Origin of the sequence: Streptomyces sp. NPDC001663 (assembly GCF_042893105.1) — a bacterium.
Classification (GTDB): Bacteria; Actinomycetota; Actinomycetes; order Streptomycetales; family Streptomycetaceae; genus Streptomyces.
On sequence record NZ_JBIAUR010000006.1, the window covers coordinates 13,964 to 36,481 of the forward strand.

Genomic DNA, 22,518 nt, shown 5'->3' on the forward strand with positions numbered 1-22,518 from the left:
CTTTCGCGTTACGCCGTCGCCAGGGAGATCTCCGTCGACTTGATCAGGGCTACGACGGGGGTGCCGGCCGCCAGGGCCAGGTCCGTGACGGCGTCCTTGGTGATCGCGGAGGTCAGTTCGCCTCCGTCGACGGCGACCTTGACGGAGGCCATCGCGCCACCGGTGGCCACGTCGGTGACCGTGCCGGGCAGTTGGTTGCGGATCGAGAGGCCCTCGACCGGGGCGGTGGCCAGGGAGACCTCCGTGGACTTCACCAGGGCGCGTACGGCGGTGCCCGAGGCGAGGCCGAGGTCCTCGACGGACTCGAGGGTGATCGCCGCGGTGATGTCCTGGCCGCCGGTGAGGCGGACCTTGACGGTGGCCATCACCTCGCCGGGGGTGACGGCGGTGACGGTGCCGGGGATCTGGTTGCGGATGCTCAGGGTCATGGGCATCAACTTACGGCTCTTTGCGGCTCATGCCGGGTATGCGTGTGTCTGCGTCGCCTTGACCGTCGCCCAGACCGGTGCGCCCGGGTGCAGGTCGAGTTCGGCGGCGGCGACCGTGGTGAGGTCGGCGGCGAGGGGGAGTTCGCCGGTGAGGTCGGCGCGGATCTGGTCGCCGTGGGTTTCCAGGCCCGCGACCTCGCAGCGCCAGTGGTTGCGGGCGCTGGAGCCGGTGGGCGGGTCTCGGAAGAGGGTGACCGCGCTGGGCGGGAACGCCACGAAGACCGGGCCGGACAGGTCTTCCGTCGTGGTGATGGCCGGGCCTGTGTCGAGGCGGACGGTGTGGCCTTCGGCCTGGCCCTTGTAGAGGTTCAGGCCCACCAGCTGCGCGATGTAGTCCGTACGGGGGTGGCGGGCGATGTCGGCGGGGGTGCCTTCCTGTACGACGCTGCCGTGCTCGATGACCACCAGGCGGTCGGCCAGGACCATGGCGTCCAGGGGGTCGTGCGTCACGAGGACGGCGACCGCCTCGAACTCGGCCAGGTGGCGGCGGAGTTGGGCGCGTACGTCCAGGCGGGTGCGGGCGTCGAGGGCGGCGAGGGGTTCGTCCAGGAGCAGGAGGCGGGGGTTGGTGGCCAGGGCGCGGGCCAGGGCCACGCGTTGGGCCTGGCCGCCGGAGAGGTGACGGGGCTTGGCGGTGGCGTGGTCGGTGAGGCCCATACGGGTCAGCCACTCGGCGGCCACGGCTCGGGACTCGGCCTTGGTGGCGCCCTGGCAGCGGGGGCCGAACGCCACGTTGTCCAAGGCAGTGAGGTGGGGGAACAGGAGGTAGTCCTGGAAGACGACGCCCACGGGGCGGGATTCGGGGGGCGTACGGTCCAACTCGGCGCCGTCCAGGCGTAGGTGGCCGGCAGTGAGGGGGACGAGGCCGGCGAGGGCGCGGAGGGCCGTGGTTTTGCCTGCGCCGTTGGGGCCCAGGAGGGCGAGTACGTCGCCGGGGGCGGCGGTGAGGGTGACGTCCAGGCGGAAGGTTTTTCGGTCGACCACGAGGTGGGTGTCGAGGCCTTGGGCGTGGTGCGTATTCGGGTGCGGGTTTGTGGGGGGCACCCGGCCTTCGGCCGGGTTTGGGTTCCCACCCGCACCACCCGTACTACTTTCGTGGTCGGGTGCGGGTGGCCCCTGTGGGGGCTGGGCGCCGTCGGCGGCTGCGGGACGCGTGTTCGTCATTGGGGGCGGCCTCCGGCGCGGGCTCGTCATGATGGCGTCATCCATCGGTCCCGCAGGCCCGCCAGTACCGCGATTGACACCGCCAGCAGTACCAGGCTGAGGGCGATGGCCGCCTCCGGGTTGTTCTGGAGGGCCAGGTATACGGCCAGGGGCATGGTCTGGGTACGGCCCGGGAAGTTGCCCGCGAAAGTGATCGTCGCGCCGAATTCGCCCAGGGCCCGGGCCCAGGCCAGCACGGCGCCCGCCGCGATGCCCGGGGCGATCAGGGGCAGGGTGACGCGGCGGAACGCGGTGAAGCGGGAGGCGCCCAAGGTCGTGGCGGCCTCCTCGTAGCGGGGGTCGGCGGCGCGCAGGGTGCCCTCGACACTGATGACCAGGAACGGCATCGCGACGAAGGTCTCCGCGACGACAACTCCCGCGGTGGTGAAGGGGAGTGTGATGCCGAACCATGAGTCCAGCAACTGCCCGACCACGCCGTTGCGGCCGAGGGCGAGGAGGAGGGCGACGCCGCCGACGACGGGGGGCAGGACGAGGGGGAGGGTGACCATGGCCCTGACGAGGCCGCGGCCCGGGAAGTTCGTGCGGGCCAGCAGCCAGGCCAGGGGGACGCCGACGACGAGGCTCGCCGCCGTCGCCGCTGTCGCGCAGACCAGGGACAGGCGAAGGGCCTGCCATACCTCGGCGCTGGTCAGCTGATCGGGGAGCGTGCTCCACGGGGCTCGTACGAGAAGGGCGACGAGGGGGAGGAGCAGGAAGGCCAGGCCGAGCAGGGCGGGGAGGAGGAGGGGGAGCGGGACTCCGCGGCGGGCCGGTCGGACACGCCCGCGCCGCGGACCGCCCTGGAGGGTGTCGGCCGCGGCGTCGGACTTGTCGGTCGGGGTCACGGCTTGAGGAACCCGGCTTCGCTCAGGACCTTCTGGCCCTCGGCGGACTGCACCAGCGCGATGAACGCCTTGGCGGTCTGGGCGTTCTTCGAGCTGTTGAGCAGGGTGATCGGGTAGTCGTTGATGGCGTCGGCCGACTCGGGGAACTCCACGCCCTCCACCTTGTCACCGGCCGCCTTCACATCGGTCTTGTAGACGACCGCCGCGTCGGCCTCCTTCAGCTCGACCTTCGTCAGGGCGCTCTTGACGTCCTGCTCGTAGGAGACCGGGGTGAGCTTCAGCCCGCTGGCGTCCAGGGCCTTCTGGGCGGCGGCGCCGCACGGCACCGTCTTGTCGCAGAGCACCACCTTCAGGCCGGACTTGGTGAGGTCCTTGAGGGAGGAGACCTTGTCGGGGTTGCCCGGCAGGGTGGCGATCTCCAGCTGGTTGCGGACGAAGGTGGCCGGGGCGGTGGCGTTGTCCTTCTTGTCCGTCACGATCTTCATCGTCTTGGGGCTGGCCGCGGCGAAGACGTCGGCCGGGGCGCCGCCGGTGATCTGCGCGGCGAGGGTGTCGCTGCCGCCGAAGCTGAAGTTGACCTTGGTGCCCGGGTGCTCCTTCTCGAACTGCTTGCCCAGGGTCGTGAAGCTCTCCTGGAGCGAAGCGGCCGCGAAGACCGTGACGTCGCCGGACAGCTTCGGCGAAGAGGACGCCGAGGAGTCCGACTTCGCGGAGTTCGAACCGGAGTCGGAGTCGGACGAGGAGCACGCGCTCAGGGCCAGCAGCGCGGCGGCACCCGCACCGGCCACCTGCAGGGTCCGGCGGGTCCGGCGCGCGGAACGGGTCATCACGGGTCCACTCCCTCTGTTTCTTCGTGGAGGAGCCCGTCGGGTTCCCCCTGTGCGCCGATCATACTGGCGCATATGCGAGGCGTAAGTCTCCTGTCACATCGCATGAGCTGGGCCGTAGGGCCGTAGGGCCCGCATGTGCGTTCGTACGGGAGCGGCTGTGCGTGACGGGTTCGTACGGGAGGGGGTGGTGGGTCAGGTGCGGTCGATGTGGACGTTTGTCGACTTCACTCGGGCCGTGGCCTCCATGCCGACCTCCAGGCCCAGTTCCTCGACGGCCTCGCGGGTCAGGAGCGAGACCAGGCGGTGCGGGCCGGCCTGGATCTCGACCTGGGCGGCCACGTCGCCGAGCTTGATCGCGGTGACGATGCCGGGGAAGGCGTTGCGGACCGAGGTGTACGAGGTCTCCTCCTCGGCGCTGCCCGCCTTGGCGAGTTCGACCGAGAACGCGGCCAGGTCCCGGCCGTCGATGAGTCGCCGTCCGCCCTCGTCGCGATGGGTCGCCACGCGACCGGCGTCCGCCCAGCGGCGCGCGGTGTCGGGGCTCACGCCGAGCAGCCGTGCGGCCTGGCCGATTGTGTAGCTCTGCATGCGGATCACGATAGGGCTGCGAACGGGCTCTGGTGGACGTGGGGTTGAGCGTTGGGTATAACGCGATATAGCGTTAGTTCGTGACGTGAGGGGAGTGAGGGCATGTCCGGTGAGCTGGTGCGGGGTGGCGGGGCGTCGAGTGCTGCCGCCCCGCTCGAACTGAGGGCTTCGCACGCCGACCGGGACGGGGTCGTGGACCTGCTGACCGTCGCCGCGGGGGACGGCCGGCTGACCGCCGAGGAGCTCGACGAGCGGGTGGAGGCCGCCCTGTCCGCCCGCACGCTGGGCGAGCTCGCCGTCCTGACGGCGGATCTGCCGACGGTGGCCGGCGGCACCGTGGCCGAGGCCAAGGACGACGTACGCATCGAGCAGCGCGGTGGTTCGGCCCGGCGCGGGGACGGCTGGATGGTGCCGCGGCGGCTGGAGGTCGAGTCGGAGTGGGGCGATGTGACGCTCGACTTCACCACGGCGGTGATCACGCACGACACGCTGGTCGTCGACCTCGACATGCGCGGCGGCACGTTGAAGCTGGTGACCCGGCCCGGTGTCGTGGTGGACACCGACTCCCTGGTGGTGGAGTACGCGAAGGTCAAGTCGCGTGCGGCCGGCGGGCCCGGCGTCCCCGTCGAACTGCGGGTGGAGATACGGGGGCGCATGAGCTTCGGCCGGGTCGTGACGCGTCAGCAGCGGCGCGCGTTCGTCAGGTGATCCCCGACTCCCTCAGCACCGCCCGCGCCGTCTCGTCGTCGATCCGGTGACCCAGGCGGCTCAGCACATCGGTGCCCTGGCGCAGGGTGCTGCGTTCGACGGAGCGGCGCACTCCGGTGTCCAGCTCGTGCCACAGCAGCGGATCGGCGACCAGGACGCGCGGGTCGAGTTCCAGCCGGTTGCCCTCGGCGTCCCGCAGGACCAGGTGCGAGGAGGCGCCGCTGAACTGCCGTACGCACACGAGCGCGTCCGTACGCACGACGCGTCGGCGCAGCGGGCCGCTCACCGCGAGCCAGCCGGGTCCCGCCGTGACGCGGGGCGGCAGCAGGACTGTGAAGACGGCTGCGGACAGCGTGAGCCACAGCAGGGCGCGGGCCGGGGTCAAGGTCTCGGCGTCCCAGTCGACCAGCATCGTCATGGCGCAGAAGACGAGCGCGCAGCATGCGGCGAGCCGTACGCCGCCGCTCCAGTGGCGGTCGCCGACACGGTCCGTCGGTCTGCTTCCTCGCATGGGGCGACGGTAAGCCGCCGAGGACCGGGAGGGGCCGTCGCTGACGGGGCTCTGACGCCGTACCGGCGAGTCTTGACGCGTTTCTGACGCGGAGGTCGGCTCAGCCCGTGTGGACGCGCGGTCGGCGTGCGCGGTCCGGTTCCGCCTCGCGCAGGACCTCTCGGGTGACCGGGGCGACCTCGCCCTGGCCGAAGAGGAAGAAGCGCAGGAAGTTGGCGAAGGGGTTGCCCTCGGTCCACTCGAAGTAGATGTGCGGGGTGCAGTTGGTGCTGTCGCGGACGTGCAGGAGCAGGGCGGCCAGCGCGTTCGGGATGGAGGAGGATTCCAGGGTCAGCACCCGGTACCGGTTGTGGAGGACCTCGCCGCGGACCGTCAGGCCGGCCTCGAACTCCGAGGGGTCCAGGACCGTGACCTCGACGAAGACGAAGTCCTCGCCGGGGATGTCGTTGTCGTTCTGGATCTGCTCGATCTTGTCGCGGTACTCGGCCTTGTCGCGCCGGTCGGGCTCGTTGGCGATGAACCGTATCTTGCGGCTGGACATGTCCCGGATGAAACGTTCCGCCATGCCGTCGAGGGTCACGCTGGTCACGCGGAGTTCGAAGGCGCGGGCGAGGCGGGACAGCAGGGAGACCAGGATGATGCCGGCGATGAAGCAGGCGCCGATCTTGACGCCGTCGGGGCGCTCGATGACGTTGGCGACGGTGACGTAGAGGAGGACCGCCGAGACGGTCGCGAAGGCGATGGTCCAGTTCCGCTGCTGGGCGCGATGGGCCGCGATGGTCACCGCGATGGCCGCGGAGGACATCAGGACCAGGACGCCGGTGGCGTAGGCGCCGCCCTGGGCGTCGACGTCGGCGTCGAAGATCCAGGTGACCAGGAAGCCGACCAGGGTGAAGACGATCACCATGGGGCGTACGGCGCGGGCCCAGTGCGGGGCCATGCCGTAGCGGGGCAGGTAGCGCGGCATCAGGTTGAGCAGGCCGGCCATGGCGGAGGCGCCGGCGAACCACAGGATGGCGATGGTCGAGACGTCGTAGACCGTGCCGAAGGCGTTGCCCAGGTACTCGTGGGCCAGGTAGGCGAGGGCGCGTCCGTTGGCCTGGCCGCCGGACTTGAACTCCTTCTCCGGGATCAGCACGGTGGTGATGAAGCTGGTCGCGATCAGGAACACGCTCATGATCAGGGCGGCGGCCGTGAGCAGCTTCTTGGTGTCCCGGATGCGGCCCTTGGGGTTCTCCTCGGTGTCGCCCGGCTCGCCCTGGACGTGCGGCATGACCGCGACGCCGGTCTCGAAGCCGGAGAGGCCGAGCGCGAGCTTGGGGAAGACCAGCAGGGAGACACCGATCATGGCGAACACGTTGCCGTGCTCGGCGGTCAGGGCGCTGGTCCAGTCGGTGACCACGTGGCTCGCGGTGAGCACGTGCCAGAAGCCGACGGCCACGACCACCACGTTGAGCCCGAGGTAGACCACCACCAGGGCGACGGCGACGCCGATCGCCTCCAGGAAGCCCTTGAGGAACACCGCGCCGAGCAGGGCGACGAGGATCAGCGTGATCAGCATCTCCTTGCCGTGCAGGACGCTGGTCAGGTGCGGGTTCTCGACCAGGTGGGTCGAGGCGTCGGCGGCCGACAGGGTGATGGTGATCAGGAAGTCGGTGGCGGCGAAGCCGAGCAGGGTCAGGACGAACAGCTTGCCCTTCCAGAACGACAGCAGCCGCTCCAGCATCGCGATCGAACCCTCGCCGTGCGGGCTCTCCTCGGCCACGCGGCGGTAGACGGGCAGGGCGCCGGCGAGGGTGACTATGACGAGCACGATGGTCGCGATGGGCGACAGCAGGCCGGCCGCGAGGGCCGCGATGCCCGGCTGGTAGCCGAGGGTCGAGAAGTAGTCGACACCGGTCAGGCACATCACCCGGTACCAGCGCTGTCCCTTGTGCGGGGCCTCCGGCTCGGCGTGCGGTGCCTGCTGGACGCCCTTGCCCATGTCGGACAGACCCTCCAGCATCCAGGCGCGCAGGCGACTGGGAGGGCGTTCGGTCGTGGCCATCGGCGTGCTCCTGAAGTGCGGCTCAGCGTGTGGGTTCCGGCCATCACGCGGACGGCGGCACCAGCGTAAGCGGAGAGTGACGCGCGGGCCCACGGATGAGGGGGCCGACGGCGTCAAGCTTCCGTTAAGACTGGCTGCTGGGGCGGAGCGGCGCTTCAAAAAGGGTCTTTGGGGATGCTTGAGGGGGTTTTGCGCTGAATGAGGGAGGGAGGGCGGAGGGCGATGCCGGACACCCAGCGTCATGTCGTACGAGGCTTCGGGCGGGGTCGGGGGAGGGGCCGGCCCGCATGAGTGGTGCGGACAGCGTGACCGCCGCGTCAGCTCCGTCAAGGACCCGTCAAGCGCACCTGAGAACGCGTCAGGGGCGCGTCAACGCCTCGTCCGCCTGGCCGGAACCGGTCGCAGACTGAGCGGCACGGGGGACGGGCGACCGTCCGTGGCGTGACGTGGGAGGGACCGTGGCGATCACGGCCGGAACATCGCGGAGACCCGGGTCGGAGGCTGCCGAGCGGCCGCGACCGCAGACGGTCGTCCCGGCCGGGGGCAGCCCCGGTCCGCGGCCGCGAGGGGGGTCGCGGACCGGACGTCCGGGACCCGGCCCCCGGAATCGGGCCGTGGCCGCGCGGGCCGCTCTGCGCCGTCGCTACTGGGCCACCGTGCCCGCGCGACTGCGCCTTCTGCGCGCGGCCACGGTCCTGCTCGCCACCGTCCTCGCGGCGCTGCTGCTGGTCACCGGTCTCGCCGCGCTCGGCACCTGGGACGGCGTCGCCGGGCGGGACGCACCCCGCACCACCAGCGCCGCCGACCTCGATCTCGCCCTCAACGACATGGACGCGCAGGCCGCCAACATCCTGCTGGCGAACGGCAACGCGGGCGAAGGGCGCCTGCGGACGCCGTACGAGAAGGCCGTCGGCTTCTACGGTGACGCGCGGCGCGAGATCGGGCACGACCTGCGCACCCTCGCCGTCGCCGCGCAGGGCGACCGTGCCGACGAGAGGACCGTGGAGTCCCTCACCGACGACTTCGCCGAGTACCAGGAACTCATCGGCCGTGCCCTGGAGAACGACGGCCGCAGCGGCGGCAGGGCGGCCGCGCTCGCCGACTACCGCCGGGCCACGGACCTGCTACAGGGTCAACTGCTCCCGGACTCGCGGAAGTTGGTGGACTCCAACAACCAGGCCTTCAACGCCGAGTACGCCGCGGCCCGTTCCGCGCTCTCCGGCCGGCTCGTCGCCGTCCTCGCCCTGGGCGTGCTGCTGCTCGCATTGCTCGGTGCTCTCCAGTGGTGTCTGGCGCGCGCGTTCCGGCGGATCCTCAACCCCGGCGTGCTCGCCGCCACCGTCTGTGCCCTCGTCGCCGTCCTGCTCGGCACGCAGCTTCTGGCCGCCTCCGCGAGCGATCTGCGCGGCGCCCGCCGCGACGCCTTCGACTCCGTCGTCGCCCTCTCCCGCGCCCGCGCCATCGCCTACGACGCCAACGCCGACGAGAGCCGCTACCTCCTCGACCCCGGACGGCGCGAGCAGTACGCGCGCTCCTTCCTCACCAAGTCGCAGGAGCTGTACGGCATTCAGGGGGCCGACCTCTCCTCGTACGACCCCCGGCTCGCCGCCACCTGGCAGGCGTACGAGAGCGACCACCGCGGCCTGCGCTTCACCGGCGAGTTCCGGCGCGAGCTGGACAACGTCACCTTCCCGGGCGAGCGGGCGGCGGCCGAGAGGACGGTCGAGGCCTACGCCGTCTACCAGCGCGACGACCGGAAGGTCCGCGCACTGCTGGCGGCGGGCAAGGAGCGTCAGGCGGTGGAGTTCTGCATGGGCTGGCAGGCGGGTACCTCCAACGCGCACTTCGGGGCGTGGATGGCCGCGCTGGACAGGGTGACCGACATCAACCGACAGCATTTCGACGGGTCCGTGCGGGCCGGCCGTTCCGACCTGGACACCGAACTCCCGCTGGTCTGCGGGCTGTTGCTGCTGGCCGTCGTGCTCACGGGGCTGGGGCTGCGACCGCGGCTGGCCGAGTTCCGCTGAGCCCGGCAGGGTTCACACGTCCGTGAGCCGTGCTTCCTCCAGGTCCAGGGAGCGCTGGAGGCGGCGGCGCGTGGTGTCGCTGATGGCGTGGTCGTCGTAGAGGCGCTGCAGTTCGGCCGCCTCCACCACTATCAGGTCGCGGCGCAGTTGGCGGTAGACCAGGTCGGCGGACTCGGTCGGTGCTCCGGTGCCGTTGCTGTCGGCAAGGCGGTCGCGGGCGTCGTCGAGGCGGGCGTTCAGGCCGCGGCGGAGCCGGTCCAGGACCACGTCCGGGACGGCCTCCAGCTCCGACAGCTCCTCGAGCCGCTTGATGCCCGCGCCCGCCAGGCTGCACCGCGCGGCGGCCTCCTCGCGCTCGGTGTGGTCGGGCTCGAGGGCGATGCCGGAGCGGCGGACGACGGGCGCCAGGGTGAACCCCTGGACGACGAGGGTGACGACCACGACCGAGGTGGTCAGTACGAGGATCAGGGGGCGGTCGGCGAGGGCGGAGCCGTCCTTCGCGGTCTCCGGGACGGACAGGGCCGCGGCCAGCGGGACGACGCCCCGGGTGCCCGCCCAGGTCAGCACGACCGGCACCCGCCAGTTCAGCCGCTGGATGCCACCCTTGCGCTGCACCACCGCGGACAGCGGCGCCAGCCACAGCAGCCGTACGGCGATCAGGGTGCCCGCCACCGCCAGCGCGTACAGCGGCCATGCCTTGTCGCCGTCGGACAGCGCCTGGACCTGGGCGGGCAGCGCCAGGCCTATCAGGCTGAACACCACGCTCTCCAGCAGGAAGACCACCGTGCCGTACACGGCGTGCAGTTGGAGCCGTATGCGCGCGTTGGTGAGCTTCTCGCCGCGCCCGCCCAGGACGACGCCGGCGACCACGACCGAGGTGACGCCGGAGGTATGGGCCGCCTCGGCCAGGACGTAGGCGGCGTACGGCGTGACCAGGGCGATCACCGTCTCCAGGACGGGGTCCTCGGTGCGCCGCCGGATCAGAGTGACGACGTAGGCGACGGCGGCGCCGATGAGCGTGCCGCCGCCCGCGAGCAACGCGAACTCGCCGCCCGCCGCACCCCAGTCGGCGGCCGCGGACGCAACGGCCACGCTCACCGCGACCCGGAACAGGACCAGCGAGGTCGCGTCGTTGAACAGACTCTCCGCCTGGACCAGGACCTGTACCTTGGGCGGCAGGGCGAGCCGTCTGCCCAGTGCGGTGACCGCCACCGGGTCGGTGCTGGCCAGCACCGCGCCCAGTACCAGCGCCATCGGCCACGACAGCGGCGTCACCAGCGAGGCCACCGCGCCGACGGCGGCGGCGGAGGCCAGCACCAGCCCCACCGCGAGTACTCCGACGGGCCGCCACACCGCCCGCAGTTCGCGCCAGGACAGCTCCTCGGCGCTGGCGTACAGCAGCGGCGGGAGCACCACCAGGCCGATGATCTCGGGGCTGATCTCGATCTCCGGGGTGCCGGGCAGCAGAGCCACGGCGAGACCGGCGACGACGAGGAGGGAAGGGGCGGGAATGCGCCACCGGCGTGCGAACGTCGCCACCACCGTGGCCAGCACCACGAGTGCGAGAACCGTTCCGACGCTGCGCATGCCGTCCCCCTGGACTTCGATGAGAGCCACCATGGCTCCCCGCCGACCAGACTTCCCGGCACACCGCTTTCACCCTATCCCGGCCGCGGCCCGTCAAGACAGTGTCAACGTCCCCGCCGGCGGCGCCAGGGACGCGTCAAGATGTCCGGCCCGAGGCGGGGCGGAGCGCTTCGCTTGGGGGTGATGAACGACGTACGGCGCGGACGGCTGAAGGTCTACCTCGGGGCGGCCCCGGGGGTGGGCAAGACGTACCGCATGCTCGACGAGGGGCGCCGCCGGGCCGGCCGCGGCGCCGATGTGGTCGTGGCGTTCGCCGAGTGCCACGGGCGGCCGCTGACGGAGGCGATGCTCGACGGCCTGGAGACGGTGGCGCGGGCCCGATGCGTCTACCGGGGCGGGCGGTTCGAGGAGATGGACCTCGCCGCGGTGCTCGCGCGCCGCCCGGAGGTCGCGATCGTCGACGAGTACGCCCACACCAACGTGCCGGGCGAGGGCCGCAGTCCCAAGCGCTGGCAGGACATCGAGGAGCTGCTGGCCGCCGGCATCCACGTGATCACCGCGGTCAACGTCCAGCACCTGGAGTCCCTCAAGGACGTCGTCGAGAAGATCACCGGGGTGCCGCAGCACGAGACGGTGCCGGACGAGGTCGTACGCAGGGCCCACCAGGTCGAGCTGGTCGACATCCCGCCCGAGGGACTGCGCCGTCGTATGGCCCACGGCAACATCTACGCCCCCGAGAAGGTCGACGCGGCCCTCGCCAACTACTTCCGGCCCGGCAACCTGACCGCGCTGCGCCAGCTGGCGCTGCTGTGGGTGGCCGACCGGGTCGACGAGGCGCAGAGCAGCTACCGGGCCGAGCACGCCATCGGGACCGTGTGGGAGACCCGGGAGCGGGTGGTGGTCGCCCTGACCGGCGGTCCGGAGGGCGACACGCTCGTGCGGCGGGCGGCCAGGATCGCCGACCGGTCGGCGGGCGGTGAGCTGCTCGCCGTGCACGTGGCCCGCAGCGACGGTCTGGCCGCCGGGGTCTCGCACGCCTCGCTGGTCCGGCAGCGCCGGCTCGTCGAGGACCTCGGCGGCAGCTACCACTCGGTCGTCGGCGACGATGTGGCCACCGCGCTGGTGGAGTTCGCCCGCGCGGAGAACGCCACCCAGCTCGTCCTCGGCGCCAGTCGGCGCGGACGGCTGGAGCGGTTCCTGACGGGCCTCGGGACGGGGGAGACGGTCGTCGCGCTCTCCGGGGACATCGACGTCCATCGGGTCACGCACGAGCAGGCCGGCCGGGGCGCCCTGCTGCCGTCCCGGCGCCGTACGTTGTCGAGGTCCCGGCGGATCGCGGGGCCGGTGGCGGGGCTGGTGCTGCCGTTCCTGCTCACCTTTGTCCTGGCGCATGTGCGCGGGCCCCTCGATCTCACCAGCGAGGCCCTGCTGTTCCTGCTCGCGGTGGTGGGCGTGGCCTGCATCGGCGGCGTGGTCTCCGCGGTGATCGCCTCCGTCACGGCGTCCCTGCTGCTGAACTACTGGTTCATCCCGCCCATCGGCCAGTTCACGCTGGACGACCCCAACGCGCTGATCGCACTGGGTGTCTTCGCCGTGGTGGCCGCCACGGTGGCCGCCGTCGTCGACCGCTCCCTGCGCCTGTCGCGCCGCGCGGCCCGCGCCACCGCCGAGGCGGAGACCATGTCCTCCCTCGCCGGCAGCATCGTGCGCGGCGGCCAGACCATCCCCGCGCTGCTGGAGCGGACCCGGGAGACCTTCGGCATGGAGTCTGCGGAACTGGTCGACGAGCCGCCCGCCGCGGAGGGGGCGACGGTCGTCCCGGCCGGCCCCGGGTCCTTCCTGGTGCTGCACGGCCGCACGCTCTCCTCGTCCGAGCGGCGCGTCCTGGCCGCCTTCGCCGCGCACGTGGGCTCGGCGGTGGAGCGGGCGCGGTTGGCCGAGGCCGCCGCCGAGATAGAGCCGGTGCGTGCGGCAGACCGCATGCGTACGGCGCTGCTGCGGGCCGTGGGCCACGATCTGCGCACCCCGCTCGCCGCGGGCTGGGCCGCGGTCACCTCGCTGCGCAGCCGTGACGTCCAGTTCTCCGCGGAGGACCGGGACGAACTCCTCGCCACCGCCGACGAGTCCATGGCCAAGCTCAACCGCCTGGTCGAGAACCTCCTTGATCTCAGCCGCCTGGAGGCGGGTGTGCTGAAACTCAACCTGCGGGCCACCGCCCTGGAGGAGGTCCTCCCCGTCGCGCTGATGGACACCCCCGACGTCGAGGTCGGAGACGTGGAGGCGGTCCCCGAGGTGCTGGCCGATCCGCCGCTGCTGGAACGCGTGATCGCCAACCTGGTGGGCAACGCGGCCCGTCACACCCCGCCCGGGGCCAGGGTGCTGGTGACCGCCAGCGTGCTCGCGGGCCGGGTCGAACTGCGCGTCGTGGACCGCGGTCCCGGCCTCCCGTCCTCGGACCGGGACCGTCTCTTCGAGCCCTTCCAGCGGCTCGGCGACACCGACAACTCCAGGGGCCTCGGCCTGGGGCTGGCCCTGGCCCGCGGTCTGACCGAGGCCATGGACGGCACGCTCACCCCCGAGGACACCCCGGGCGGCGGGCTGACGATGGTGGTGTCGCTGCCGCTGGCCGAACGCTCCGAGCGACTCGAAGCCGCCGAGCGGATCGCCCTCACCCATCAACAGCGCACCAGTGGCGCGCGGAATGCGGGAGGCGCCCCATGACTGTCGCGGCCGGCCTGTGGCGGTCGCACCACACCACCTCCGGCACGCGGACGACGACCTGGTCCTCGTCATCGTCGGGGTCGCGGTCTCCGCGCTCGGCAACCGGACGGCGGGGGTACTCCGACCAGACCGGGGCCGCCCTGGACACCGCGGGGCCGGTTCGCTGAGAAGTGACCGGCGTACTGCCCGGCTTGGCATGATCTTGGCGCACTCTTGGCCTCTGTCAGGTACACGGCCGGAACTGCCTTCGTGGCCCGCGCCGTTCTGCCTGATGTGACGTCAACCCTCCCCATCCGCACGGAGACCGGACAGCGAGCACAGCACATGGTCATATGTGGCGACGACGGACTCGCGCACCGGCTCGCCGTCGAACTGGACGGCGTGTGCGGCGAGATCGTCACCGTCGTGCTGCCGTCCGCGAGCGACGAGCACGGCGCCCGGATCGCCGCGCTGCACCGCGACCCGGACTCGCCGGTCGAACTGCACGTCTCCGCGCGCCCGGACGAGCGGACCCTGAAGGCGGCGGGCATCCAGCGGGCCGCCGCGCTCGCCCTCACCTACCGGGACGACCAGGTCAACATGACCGCGGCTCTGCTCGCCCGCACCATCAACCCCTCGGTGCGGCTGGTCGTCCGCATGTTCAACCGCGAGCGCGGGCGGCATCTGGAACGGCTGCTGGACCGGGCGGCGGGACTGTGCGACGACCCCGCCCGCGACACCTCCACCACAGTGCTCTCGGACGCCGACACCGCCGTACCGGAACTCGTGGCGGCCGCCGCCGTGGGCCACGGACACACCCTCCAGGTCGAGGGCAAGGTGTTCCGCGGTGTCGTACGGGCTGCGGGGGCGCCGTCGCAGGTCACCGACCTGGCCACCCTGGCGGTCCTGTCCGGCGCCCACCAGGATGACCCGGCGAGCCAGGACAGCGCGGAGACGCCGGGGGAGGACGGCATCCAGCTGCTGCCCGACACACAGACCGCGTACCACCGGCAGTTCACGCACGGCCGGCTGATGCTGGAGGAGGTCACCCAGCAGTCCTCCGAGCCGGACGCCCGCGCCCGGCGCCCGCGTCCCCGCAACTGGCTGCGCGCACGGCTCGCCCATCTGCCATGGAAGGTCTTCCTCTCCCATCAACTCGCGGCCGTGTACGGGGCGTTGGCGGCCGTGGTGGTCGGGCTCTCGACCGCCACCGCGCTGTTCGCCGACGAGCACCCCTGGTGGAAGAACGTCTACCTGCCGCTGCTGGACATCTTCACCATGGGCGACCCGGCCACCGACGAACCGGTGGCCCGCCGAGTGCTCCAACTGCTCGCGGGCTTCGTGGGGTTGGCGGTGCTCCCGATGGTCGTCGCCGCGACCATGAACGCCACGGACGCCTTCCGCACCGCCTCCGCGAGCCATCCGCCCGACGACGACGTGAACGGCCACATCGTCCTGGTCGGCCTCGGCATGGTCGGCACCCGGGTGCTGGCCCGGCTGCACGCCACCGGCCATCAGATGGTGGCCATCGAGCGCGACATGCACGCCCGGGGCGCCGCCCTCGCCCGCCAACTCGGCGTACCGCTGATCCTGGAGGACGCCACGGCTCCGGGAGTGCTCGAACTCGCCCGGGTCCGGCAGAGCCGGTCACTGCTCGTCCTCACCCGCGACGACGGCCAGAACCTCGACATCGTCATGGCCGTCCGGGAGACGAACCCTCAGGTGCGGGTCGTGACGCGGCTGTACGACGACGACTTCGCGGCGACCGTCCAGCGCACCCTGCGCGCCTCCTACCCGGACGCCCTCACCCGGAGCAGAAGCGTTTCCGCGCTGGCCGCGCCCTCGTTCGCCGCCGCGATGATGGGCCGCCATGTACTGGGGGTGATGCCGGTGGAGCGGGGGTCCCTGCTGTTCACCTGCGTGGACGTGGCCGGGCACCCGGAGCTGGAGGGGCGCTCCGTGCACGAGGCGTTCCGGGAGAACGAGTGGCGGGTGCTGGCCGTCGGGACCGCCGCCGGACCGCTCCCCGACTCGTCGGGCGGCGACTCCCTCACCGCGCCGCGCCTGGACCGGACGGACTTCGACTGGCGTCCGGCGCAGGCCCGGCTGCTGCGGGCGGGCGACCGGGTGGTCCTGGCGACGACGCGGCGCGGCCTGGACATCCTGATGACGGGCCTGCCGCCGCGACGTTGAGCCGAGGGCGTCACTTCAGATCGGAGACCTCGAACACCGCCCGCGCCGTCTCGCGCTCCACCTGCTGCGAGATCCGCTCGAGCGCGGTGGCCCCGCACAGCAGGGTGCCGTGGGCGAGGGACCTGCGGGCGTCCTCGTGGAGCCGGTGCCAGAGGTCGGGATTGTGGACGAGGACCTGGGGGTCGAGTTCGACGCGCTCGCCGAAGGCGTCCCTGAGCACCAGCCGTTGGGTGATCCCGTCGAGGCGGCGCACCGACACCAGCAGGTCGGTGCGGACCCTTCGAGTGCGCAGCAGCCGGCGCGAGGCCAGCCAGCCCTCGCCGGCGCGGACCCGGTCGGGGCAGAGCAGGAGGAAGAGCAGCACCGCGAGCGCGGACCACAGCGCACCGCGCCCGGGGGACAGATTCCCCGCGCACCGGTCGATCAGGAGCAGCAGTCCGAGGAGTACGGCGGCACAGCGGATCGCGGCGACCAGATCTCCCCTCCAGCGGCGGTCGTGGACCGCCCGACCGGACTCCGGCGCGGAGGTGCCGGACCGGTGCTCTCGCGCATCGTCGCGGTGTGCCATACGGCGACGCTAGAGATCGCGCGACGTGAGGGAACGGACCTTGACGGGACCCATACGGCCCGCTCTCCCTTCTTGACGCCGAGGCAGCGGCGGCCGTCCGTTGATGAGTCACATACCCGTCAAGGACGCGTCAAAGACCGGGGGTTCGGCGCGAAGAACGCGCAAGGGACGCTCGGCGGGCCCGGCATCGGGACACAACCTTGGTGCACCGGACGCGATGGCCGCGCACGGCTGTTCACCCGCACGCAGGCTGCACGAAGGAGCACATCCCCATGTCGGTACTGATCACCGAACCAGGCGCAGTCCCCGCCGGTGAGGAGCCGCCCGATACCGGCGAGCGCCACCGCCTCACCGCCGTCACCGGCCTCGCCGCGCTGTCCCTGGACGCCATGGCCTCGGTGGCGTACGGGCCCGAGGCCATCGTGCTGGTGCTGGCCGCGGCAGGTGCCCACGGGCTGGGTTTCACACTGCCGGTGACCCTGGCCATCGCGGGCCTGCTGGCGGTGCTGGTCGCCTCGTACCGGCAGGTGATCGCGGCCTTTCCGGAAGGCGGGGGCTCTTATGCGGTGGCCAGGACGCACCTGGGGGCGCGGACGAGCCTCGTCGCGGCGGCCTCGCTCGTCCTGGACTACGTGCTCAACGTCGCCGTGGCCGTGACAGCCGGCGTCGCAGCGCTCACCTCCGCCTTCCCGGCTCTCTATGGTGAACGGCTGTGGCTGTGCCTGGTGGTGTTGACGCTGCTCACGGCTGTGAACCTGCGGGGGATCGTCGACTCGGCGCGGGTGTTCATCGTGCCGACGGTCGTGTTCGTCGGTTCGATCTTCGCTCTGATTGTGATCGGGCTTTTCCGCGATGAGCCTGTGAACACGGTTGACCACGCTTCTGTGGTGTCAAGCAATGCCACAAGCGTGGGCGTTCTGCTCCTGCTGAAAGCTTTCGCCTCCGGGTGCAGCGCCCTGACCGGCGTCGAGGCGATCGCCAACGCCGTCCCCTCCTTCCGCGTCCCGCGCGTCAAGCGGGCCCAGCGGGCCGAGGTCGCACTCGGCGCGGTGCTCGGCGTGATGCTGATCGGCCTGTCGGTGCTGATCTCCCGCTTCCACCTCCAGCCGGTCCAGGGAGTCACCGTCCTCGCCCAGCTCGCCGACGCCTCGCTCGGCCACAACTGGGCTTTCTACGTCATCCAGTTCGCGACGATGATCCTGCTGGCGCTGTCCGCGAACACCTCCTTCGGCGGGCTGCCGGTGCTGCTGAAGCTGCTGGCCCGTGACAACTACGCGCCGCACGTGTTCGCACTGAAGGCGGACCGCCAGGTGCACCGGCACGGAGTGCTGGCGCTGGCCGCGGTGTCGGCCGCGCTGCTGGTGTTCTCCGGCGGCGACACCAACACGCTGGTGCCGCTGTTCGCGATCGGCGTCTTCGTCGGCTTCACCATCGCGCAGGTCGGCATGGTCCGGCACTGGCGGCTCGAACGCGGGCCCGGCTGGAAGGGCAAGGCGCTGCTCAACGGGTTCGGCGCCGTCCTCACCGGCGTCGCGGCAATCGTCGTCACGGCGTCGAAGTTCGAGGAGGGCGCCTGGCTGATCGTGATCACACTGCCGTTGCTGGTCGCGGCCTTCGAGACCGTGCACCGTGCCTACCGGCGGATCGGCGAGCGGCTGGGCCTGGGCCGTATCCCCGAGCACCCGCACCGCGACCGCTCGGTCGTGATCGTGCCCGTTTCGTCGATCTCCCGTCTCACCTCGGAGGCCCTGACGGCCGCCGCCTCCCTCGGCGACGAGGTCCGCGCGGTCACCGTCTGCTACCCAGACCCCGAGGACCGCGCCCAGATGCACTCCCTGGAGCGCGCGTGGACGGACTGGGACCCCGGCGTCCCCCTGGTCCGGCTGGCCAGCGAGCGCCGCACCCTCGGCCGCCCGATCGCCGCCTACGTCCGCGAGGTGTCGGCCGCCGAGCCGGCCACCCGGGTCACCGTGCTCATCCCGGAGACGGAGCCCGAGCGGCTGTGGCAGCGGCTGCTGCAGAACCAACGGGGCGCGGTGGTCGCCCATGCCGTGCGCAGGGAGACCGACGCGGTGATCTGCCGGCTGCGGTTCCGGCTGTTCTGAGCCCCAGGTCACAGCCCGGCGCAGTCGCCGTAAGAGACCCGTCAAAGGCGCGCAGAGCGCCGTATGGGACCCGTCAACGGCAGTCGAATCCGGCCATCAAGGCGGTTTCCTCTAACCGTCCCTGTCCAACGAACCTCACTCCAGGAGTTCACGATGGCCGATCTGGCCTTCGTCGTCACCACGATCGCGTGCTTCGCGCTGGTGGCCCTCGTCGCCAAGGGGGTGACCAAGCTGTGACCGCCGAGAACATCGTCGGCCTGGTCGTGGCCGTCGCCCTGCTGGGCTATCTCGTCCTCGCCCTGATCTTCCCGGAGAGGTTCTGAGCCACGACATGGGTCCCGTACTCGCCGGCGCTCTCCAGCTGCTCGCCCTCATAGGCGCGCTGGCCCTCGCCTACGTCCCCCTCGGCAACTACATGGCCAAGGTCTACTCCTCCGACAAGCACTGGCGGGTGGAGAAGTGGATCTACAAGGGCATCGGTGCCAACCCGGACACCGAGATGCGCTGGACCGCGTACCTGCGCGGTGTCCTCGCGTTCTCCGCGGTCGGCGTCGTCTTCCTCTACCTGCTGCAGCGCCTCCAGGGCGCCCTGCCGCTGTCACTCGGCTTCAAGGCCATCGACCCGGACCAGGCGTTCAACACCGCCGCGTCCTTCGTGACCAACACCAACTGGCAGTCGTACTACGGCGAGCAGGCCATGGGCCACGTCGTGCAGACCGCCGGTCTGGCCGTGCAGAACTTCGTCTCCGCGGCCGTCGGCATCGCCGTCGCCGTGGCGCTCGTACGGGGCTTCGCGCGCTCGCGCACCGGTGAACTGGGCAACTTCTGGTCGGACATGGTGCGCGGTGTCACCCGCATCCTGCTGCCCGGAGCCCTCGTCGCCGCGATCGTTCTGGTGGCCTGCGGTGCCATCCAGAACTTCTCCGGCATCCACGAGGTCGGCCAGTTCATGGGTGGGCAGCAGCAGTGGAACGGCGGCGCGGTCGCCTCCCAGGAGGCCATCAAGGAGCTGGGCACCAACGGCGGCGGCTACTTCAACGCCAACTCGGCCCACCCCTTCGAGAACCCGACGCCCTTCACCAACCTCTTCGAGATCTTCCTGCTCCTGGTGATCCCGTTCGCCCTGACCCGCACCTTCGGTGTCATGGTCGGCTCGGTCAAGCAGGGTTACGCGATCCTCGCGACCATGGCCACCATCTGGATCGGCTTCACGGCCCTGATGATGTGGACCGAATTCGCCCACCACGGCCCGGCGTTCCAGATCGCAGGCGGGGCGATGGAGGGCAAGGAGACCCGGTTCGGCGTCGGCGCGTCCTCGATCTTCGCGACGGCGACCACGCTCACCTCGACCGGTGCCGTGGACTCCTTCCACTCCTCCTTCACCGGCCTCGGCGGCGGCATCACCATGCTCGGCATGATGCTGGGCGAGATCGCGCCCGGCGGCACCGGCTCCGGCCTGTACGGCATGCTGATCATGGCCGTGATCGCGGTGTTCATCGCCGGTCTGATGGTCGGGCGTACGCCCGAGTACCTGGGCAAGAAGATCGGCACCCGTGAGATCAAGCTGGCGGCCTGCTACATCCTCATCACACCGGCCCTGGTGCTGATCTTCACCGCCTTCGCCATGGCTCTGCCCACCCCGGCGCACTCGATGACCAACAGCGGGGCGCACGGATTCTCCGAGATCCTCTACGCCTACACCTCGGCCGCCAACAACAACGGCTCGGCCTTCGCGGGTCTGAACGCGGACACCCAGTGGTTCAACAGCACCCTGGGCCTGGCCATGCTTTTCGGTCGCTTCCTGCCGATGGTGTTCGTGCTGGCGCTGGCCGGTTCGCTCGCCGAGCAGAAGCCGGTGCCGGCCACCGCGGGCACCCTGCGCACCGAAAAGCCGCTGTTCACCGGCCTGTTGGTGGGCGCGATCCTGATCATCACCGGTCTCACCTACTTCCCGGCCCTCGCGCTGGGGCCGCTGGCCGAGGGGCTGGCGTCATGACAACCGACGTAAAGAAGCAGGACTCCATGTCCACTCCCACCCTCGCGCCCCACCAGGACGCACCCACCGGGCACAAGTCCCCCGAAGGCCGGGTCGGCGCAGGTCTCTTCGATCCCAAGCAGCTCCTGAAGTCGCTGCCGGACGCCTTCCGCAAGCTCGACCCGCGGGTGATGGTCAAGTCCCCCGTGATGTTCGTGGTGTGGATCGGCTCCGTCCTGACCACCGTCTTCTCCTTCAAGGACCCGGGCGACTGGTTCGGGTGGGCGATCAGCGCCTGGCTGTGGCTGACCGTGGTCTTCGCCAACCTGGCGGAGGCGGTCGCCGAGGGCCGCGGCAAGGCGCAGGCCGACACCCTGCGCAAGGCCAAGACCGACACGGTGGCGCGGCGGCTGGTGGGCGACTTGGAGGAGCAGGTGCCCGGCACCGAGCTGAAGATCGGTGACCTGGTAGTCTGCGAGGCGGGCGACATCATCCCCGGCGACGGTGACGTCGTCGAGGGCGTCGCATCCGTCGACGAGTCGGCGATCACCGGCGAGTCGGCGCCCGTCATCCGCGAGTCCGGCGGTGACCGTTCGGCCGTCACCGGCGGTACGAAGGTGCTGTCCGACCGCATCGTCATCAAGATCACGACGAAGCCCGGCGAGACCTTCATCGACCGGATGATCAACCTGGTCGAGGGCGCGGCCCGGCAGAAGACGCCCAACGAGATCGCGCTCAACATCCTGTTGGCGTCACTGACGATCGTGTTCCTGCTGGCCTGTGCCACGCTGCCGCCGTTCGCCGACTACGCGGGCACGCATCTGACGATGGTCGTGCTGGTGGCGCTGCTGGTCTGCCTGATCCCGACCACGATCGGGGCTCTGCTGTCGGCCATCGGCATCGCGGGCATGGACCGGCTGGTGCAGCGCAACGTCCTGGCGATGTCGGGTCGCGCGGTCGAGGCCGCCGGTGACGTGTCCACCCTGCTGCTCGACAAGACCGGCACCATCACCCTGGGCAACCGGCAGGCCGCCGAGTTCGTGCCGGTGAGCGGTACGACGGAGGCCGAGGTGGCCGACGCCGCCCAGCTGTCGTCGCTGGCCGACGAGACGCCCGAGGGCCGCTCCATCGTCGTACTGGCGAAGGGGAAGTACGGTCTGCGCGAGCGCCACCAGGGCGAGTTGGCCGGTGCCGAGTGGATCCCCTTCACCGCGCAGACCCGGATGTCCGGTGTCGACGTCGACGGCAGGAAGATCCGCAAGGGAGCCGCCGGTTCGGTCATCGCCTGGGTCACGGAACGCGGTGGTGAAGTCGCCCGGGACGCCCAGGAGTTGACGGACCGGATCTCCGAGGCGGGCGGCACGCCGCTGCTGGTCGCGATCGAGGACGCCGACGGGGCCCGCGTGCTCGGTGTCATCCACCTGAAGGACGTCGTCAAGGACGGCATGCGCGAACGGTTCGACGAGCTGCGCCGCATGGGCATCAAGACCGTCATGATCACGGGTGACAACCCGTTGACGGCCAAGGCGATCGCCGAGGAGGCGGGCGTCGACGACTTCCTCGCGGAGGCGACTCCCGAGGACAAGATGGCGCTCATCAAGCGGGAGCAGGCCGGCGGCAAGCTCGTCGCGATGACCGGTGACGGTACGAACGACGCGCCCGCGCTGGCCCAGGCGGACGTCGGTGTGGCGATGAACACCGGTACGTCGGCCGCCAAGGAGGCCGGCAACATGGTCGACCTCGACTCCAACCCGACCAAGCTCATCGAGATCGTCGAGATCGGCAAGCAACTCCTCATCACCCGGGGTGCGTTGACGACGTTCTCGATCGCCAACGACGTCGCGAAGTACTTCGCGATCATCCCCGCGTTGTTCGCGGCCGTGTACCCGGGCCTGGACAAGCTCAACATCATGGGCCTGTCCTCGCCGGACTCCGCGATCCTCTCCGCGGTCATCTTCAACGCGCTGATCATCATCGCGCTGGTGCCGCTCTCCCTGAAGGGCGTGCAGTACCGGCCGGTGAGCGCGGACAGGATGCTCCGGCGCAACCTCACCCTCTACGGCATCGGAGGGCTGATCGCGCCCTTCATCGGCATCAAGCTCATCGACCTGCTCATCTCCCTGATCCCCGGAATCGGTTGATC

Annotated in this window: 17 protein-coding genes; 8 read left to right on the plus strand and 9 right to left on the minus strand. The window is 71.0% G+C overall.

What is annotated here, in order from left to right; translation table 11 throughout:
• Positions 1-8: 8 nt before the first annotated feature.
• From ACFY1L_RS19775 to ACFY1L_RS19795, 5 genes are all read right to left on the minus strand, one after another.
• Positions 9-428: a molybdopterin-binding protein gene (locus ACFY1L_RS19775; protein WP_388825447.1), complete on the minus strand. Its 420-nt coding sequence runs from the start codon at positions 426-428 to the stop codon at positions 9-11.
• Positions 429-455: 27 nt separating this feature from the next.
• Positions 456-1,697: an ABC transporter ATP-binding protein gene (locus tag ACFY1L_RS19780; protein WP_388825450.1), complete on the minus strand. Its 1,242-nt coding sequence runs from the start codon at positions 1,695-1,697 to the stop codon at positions 456-458.
• A complete protein-coding gene (gene modB, locus ACFY1L_RS19785; protein WP_388825453.1) occupies positions 1,679-2,536 on the minus strand; it encodes a molybdate ABC transporter permease subunit in 858 nt (285 codons plus the stop codon). The genes ACFY1L_RS19780 and modB overlap by 19 nt, the downstream gene beginning before the upstream one ends.
• A complete protein-coding gene (gene modA, locus ACFY1L_RS19790; RefSeq protein ID WP_388825456.1) occupies positions 2,533-3,363 on the minus strand; it encodes a molybdate ABC transporter substrate-binding protein in 831 nt (276 codons plus the stop codon). Before modA ends, modB begins: the two co-directional genes overlap by 4 nt.
• 195 nt (positions 3,364-3,558) lie before the next feature.
• Positions 3,559-3,954 carry a molybdopterin-binding protein gene (locus ACFY1L_RS19795; RefSeq protein WP_123963776.1) on the minus strand — a complete coding sequence of 132 codons (396 nt, stop codon included), beginning with the start codon at positions 3,952-3,954 and terminating at the stop codon, positions 3,559-3,561.
• Between the two features lie 102 nt (positions 3,955-4,056).
• Here ACFY1L_RS19795 and ACFY1L_RS19800 point away from each other — a divergent pair, with 102 nt between their 5' ends.
• Entirely contained in the window at positions 4,057-4,662 is a 606-nt protein-coding gene (locus ACFY1L_RS19800) for a DUF1707 domain-containing protein (protein ID WP_388825459.1), read from the plus strand.
• On the opposite strand, the gene ACFY1L_RS19805 is transcribed toward ACFY1L_RS19800, so the two are convergent.
• Together ACFY1L_RS19805 and ACFY1L_RS19810 are read right to left on the minus strand one after the other, a co-directional pair.
• Entirely contained in the window at positions 4,655-5,173 is a 519-nt protein-coding gene (locus ACFY1L_RS19805; protein WP_388825462.1) for a hypothetical protein, read from the minus strand. The genes ACFY1L_RS19800 and ACFY1L_RS19805 overlap by 8 nt on opposite strands.
• Positions 5,174-5,273: 100 nt before the next feature.
• Entirely contained in the window at positions 5,274-7,220 is a 1,947-nt protein-coding gene (locus ACFY1L_RS19810) for an amino acid transporter (protein WP_388825465.1), read from the minus strand.
• 614 nt (positions 7,221-7,834) lie between these two features.
• Here ACFY1L_RS19810 and ACFY1L_RS19815 point away from each other — a divergent pair.
• A complete protein-coding gene (locus ACFY1L_RS19815; RefSeq protein ID WP_388825468.1) occupies positions 7,835-9,247 on the plus strand; it encodes a hypothetical protein in 1,413 nt (470 codons plus the stop codon).
• A gap of 12 nt (positions 9,248-9,259) precedes the next feature.
• On the opposite strand, the gene ACFY1L_RS19820 is transcribed toward ACFY1L_RS19815, so the two are convergent.
• Positions 9,260-10,834, minus strand: a complete 1,575-nt coding sequence (locus ACFY1L_RS19820) for a Na+/H+ antiporter (RefSeq protein ID WP_388826875.1) — start codon at positions 10,832-10,834, stop codon at positions 9,260-9,262.
• Positions 10,835-11,017: 183 nt separating this feature from the next.
• Here ACFY1L_RS19820 and ACFY1L_RS19825 point away from each other — a divergent pair, with 183 nt between their 5' ends.
• Both ACFY1L_RS19825 and ACFY1L_RS19830 read left to right on the plus strand, forming a co-directional pair.
• Positions 11,018-13,555, plus strand: coding sequence for an ATP-binding protein (locus ACFY1L_RS19825; protein WP_388825471.1), 2,538 nt, complete (start codon positions 11,018-11,020; stop codon positions 13,553-13,555).
• A 324-nt stretch (positions 13,556-13,879) separates the two neighbouring features.
• On the plus strand, positions 13,880-15,727 hold the full coding sequence (locus ACFY1L_RS19830) for an NAD-binding protein (protein WP_388825475.1): 1,848 nt from the start codon (positions 13,880-13,882) through the stop codon (positions 15,725-15,727).
• A 10-nt stretch (positions 15,728-15,737) separates the two neighbouring features.
• Here the strand turns inward: ACFY1L_RS19830 and ACFY1L_RS19835 are convergent, their stop codons facing one another.
• Positions 15,738-16,295: a hypothetical protein gene (locus ACFY1L_RS19835; protein ID WP_388825478.1), complete on the minus strand. Its 558-nt coding sequence runs from the start codon at positions 16,293-16,295 to the stop codon at positions 15,738-15,740.
• 272 nt (positions 16,296-16,567) lie between these two features.
• On the opposite strand from ACFY1L_RS19835, the gene ACFY1L_RS19840 reads away from it, so the two are divergent.
• From ACFY1L_RS19840 to kdpB, 4 genes are all read left to right on the plus strand, one after another.
• Positions 16,568-18,400 (plus strand): APC family permease, encoded by a 1,833-nt coding sequence (locus tag ACFY1L_RS19840; protein ID WP_388825481.1) that lies wholly within the window; start codon positions 16,568-16,570, stop codon positions 18,398-18,400.
• 233 nt (positions 18,401-18,633) lie between these two features.
• A complete protein-coding gene (gene kdpF / locus ACFY1L_RS19845) occupies positions 18,634-18,723 on the plus strand; it encodes a K(+)-transporting ATPase subunit F (protein ID WP_016434100.1) in 90 nt (29 codons plus the stop codon).
• Positions 18,724-18,731: 8 nt separating this feature from the next.
• Positions 18,732-20,396 carry a potassium-transporting ATPase subunit KdpA gene (gene kdpA / locus ACFY1L_RS19850; protein ID WP_388825484.1) on the plus strand — a complete coding sequence of 555 codons (1,665 nt, stop codon included), beginning with the start codon at positions 18,732-18,734 and terminating at the stop codon, positions 20,394-20,396.
• The gene (gene kdpB / locus ACFY1L_RS19855; protein ID WP_388825487.1) at positions 20,393-22,516 is read left to right on the plus strand and encodes a potassium-transporting ATPase subunit KdpB; all 2,124 of its coding nucleotides are present in this window, start codon (positions 20,393-20,395) and stop codon (positions 22,514-22,516) included. The genes kdpA and kdpB overlap by 4 nt, the downstream gene beginning before the upstream one ends.
• Positions 22,517-22,518 lie beyond the last annotated feature (2 nt).

Excerpts from the sequence above, each read along its gene's own strand:
- kdpB (WP_388825487.1), top strand. The coding sequence starts at position 20,393 with ATGACAACCGACGTAAAGAAGCAGGACTCCATGTCCACTCCCACCCTC.
- ACFY1L_RS19830 (WP_388825475.1), top strand. The coding sequence starts at position 13,880 with ATGGTCATATGTGGCGACGACGGACTCGCGCACCGGCTCGCCGTCGAA.
- ACFY1L_RS19800 (WP_388825459.1), top strand. The coding sequence starts at position 4,057 with ATGTCCGGTGAGCTGGTGCGGGGTGGCGGGGCGTCGAGTGCTGCCGCC.
- kdpA (WP_388825484.1), top strand. The coding sequence starts at position 18,732 with ATGGGTCCCGTACTCGCCGGCGCTCTCCAGCTGCTCGCCCTCATAGGC.
- modA (WP_388825456.1), bottom strand. The coding sequence starts at position 3,363 with ATGACCCGTTCCGCGCGCCGGACCCGCCGGACCCTGCAGGTGGCCGGT.
- ACFY1L_RS19775 (WP_388825447.1), bottom strand. The coding sequence starts at position 428 with ATGACCCTGAGCATCCGCAACCAGATCCCCGGCACCGTCACCGCCGTC.
- ACFY1L_RS19840 (WP_388825481.1), top strand. The coding sequence starts at position 16,568 with ATGTCGGTACTGATCACCGAACCAGGCGCAGTCCCCGCCGGTGAGGAG.
- ACFY1L_RS19810 (WP_388825465.1), bottom strand. The coding sequence starts at position 7,220 with ATGGCCACGACCGAACGCCCTCCCAGTCGCCTGCGCGCCTGGATGCTG.
- ACFY1L_RS19820 (WP_388826875.1), bottom strand. The coding sequence starts at position 10,834 with ATGCGCAGCGTCGGAACGGTTCTCGCACTCGTGGTGCTGGCCACGGTG.
- ACFY1L_RS19805 (WP_388825462.1), bottom strand. The coding sequence starts at position 5,173 with ATGCGAGGAAGCAGACCGACGGACCGTGTCGGCGACCGCCACTGGAGC.
- ACFY1L_RS19780 (WP_388825450.1), bottom strand. The coding sequence starts at position 1,697 with ATGGATGACGCCATCATGACGAGCCCGCGCCGGAGGCCGCCCCCAATG.
- ACFY1L_RS19825 (WP_388825471.1), top strand. The coding sequence starts at position 11,018 with ATGAACGACGTACGGCGCGGACGGCTGAAGGTCTACCTCGGGGCGGCC.
- ACFY1L_RS19835 (WP_388825478.1), bottom strand. The coding sequence starts at position 16,295 with ATGGCACACCGCGACGATGCGCGAGAGCACCGGTCCGGCACCTCCGCG.
- ACFY1L_RS19795 (WP_123963776.1), bottom strand. The coding sequence starts at position 3,954 with ATGCAGAGCTACACAATCGGCCAGGCCGCACGGCTGCTCGGCGTGAGC.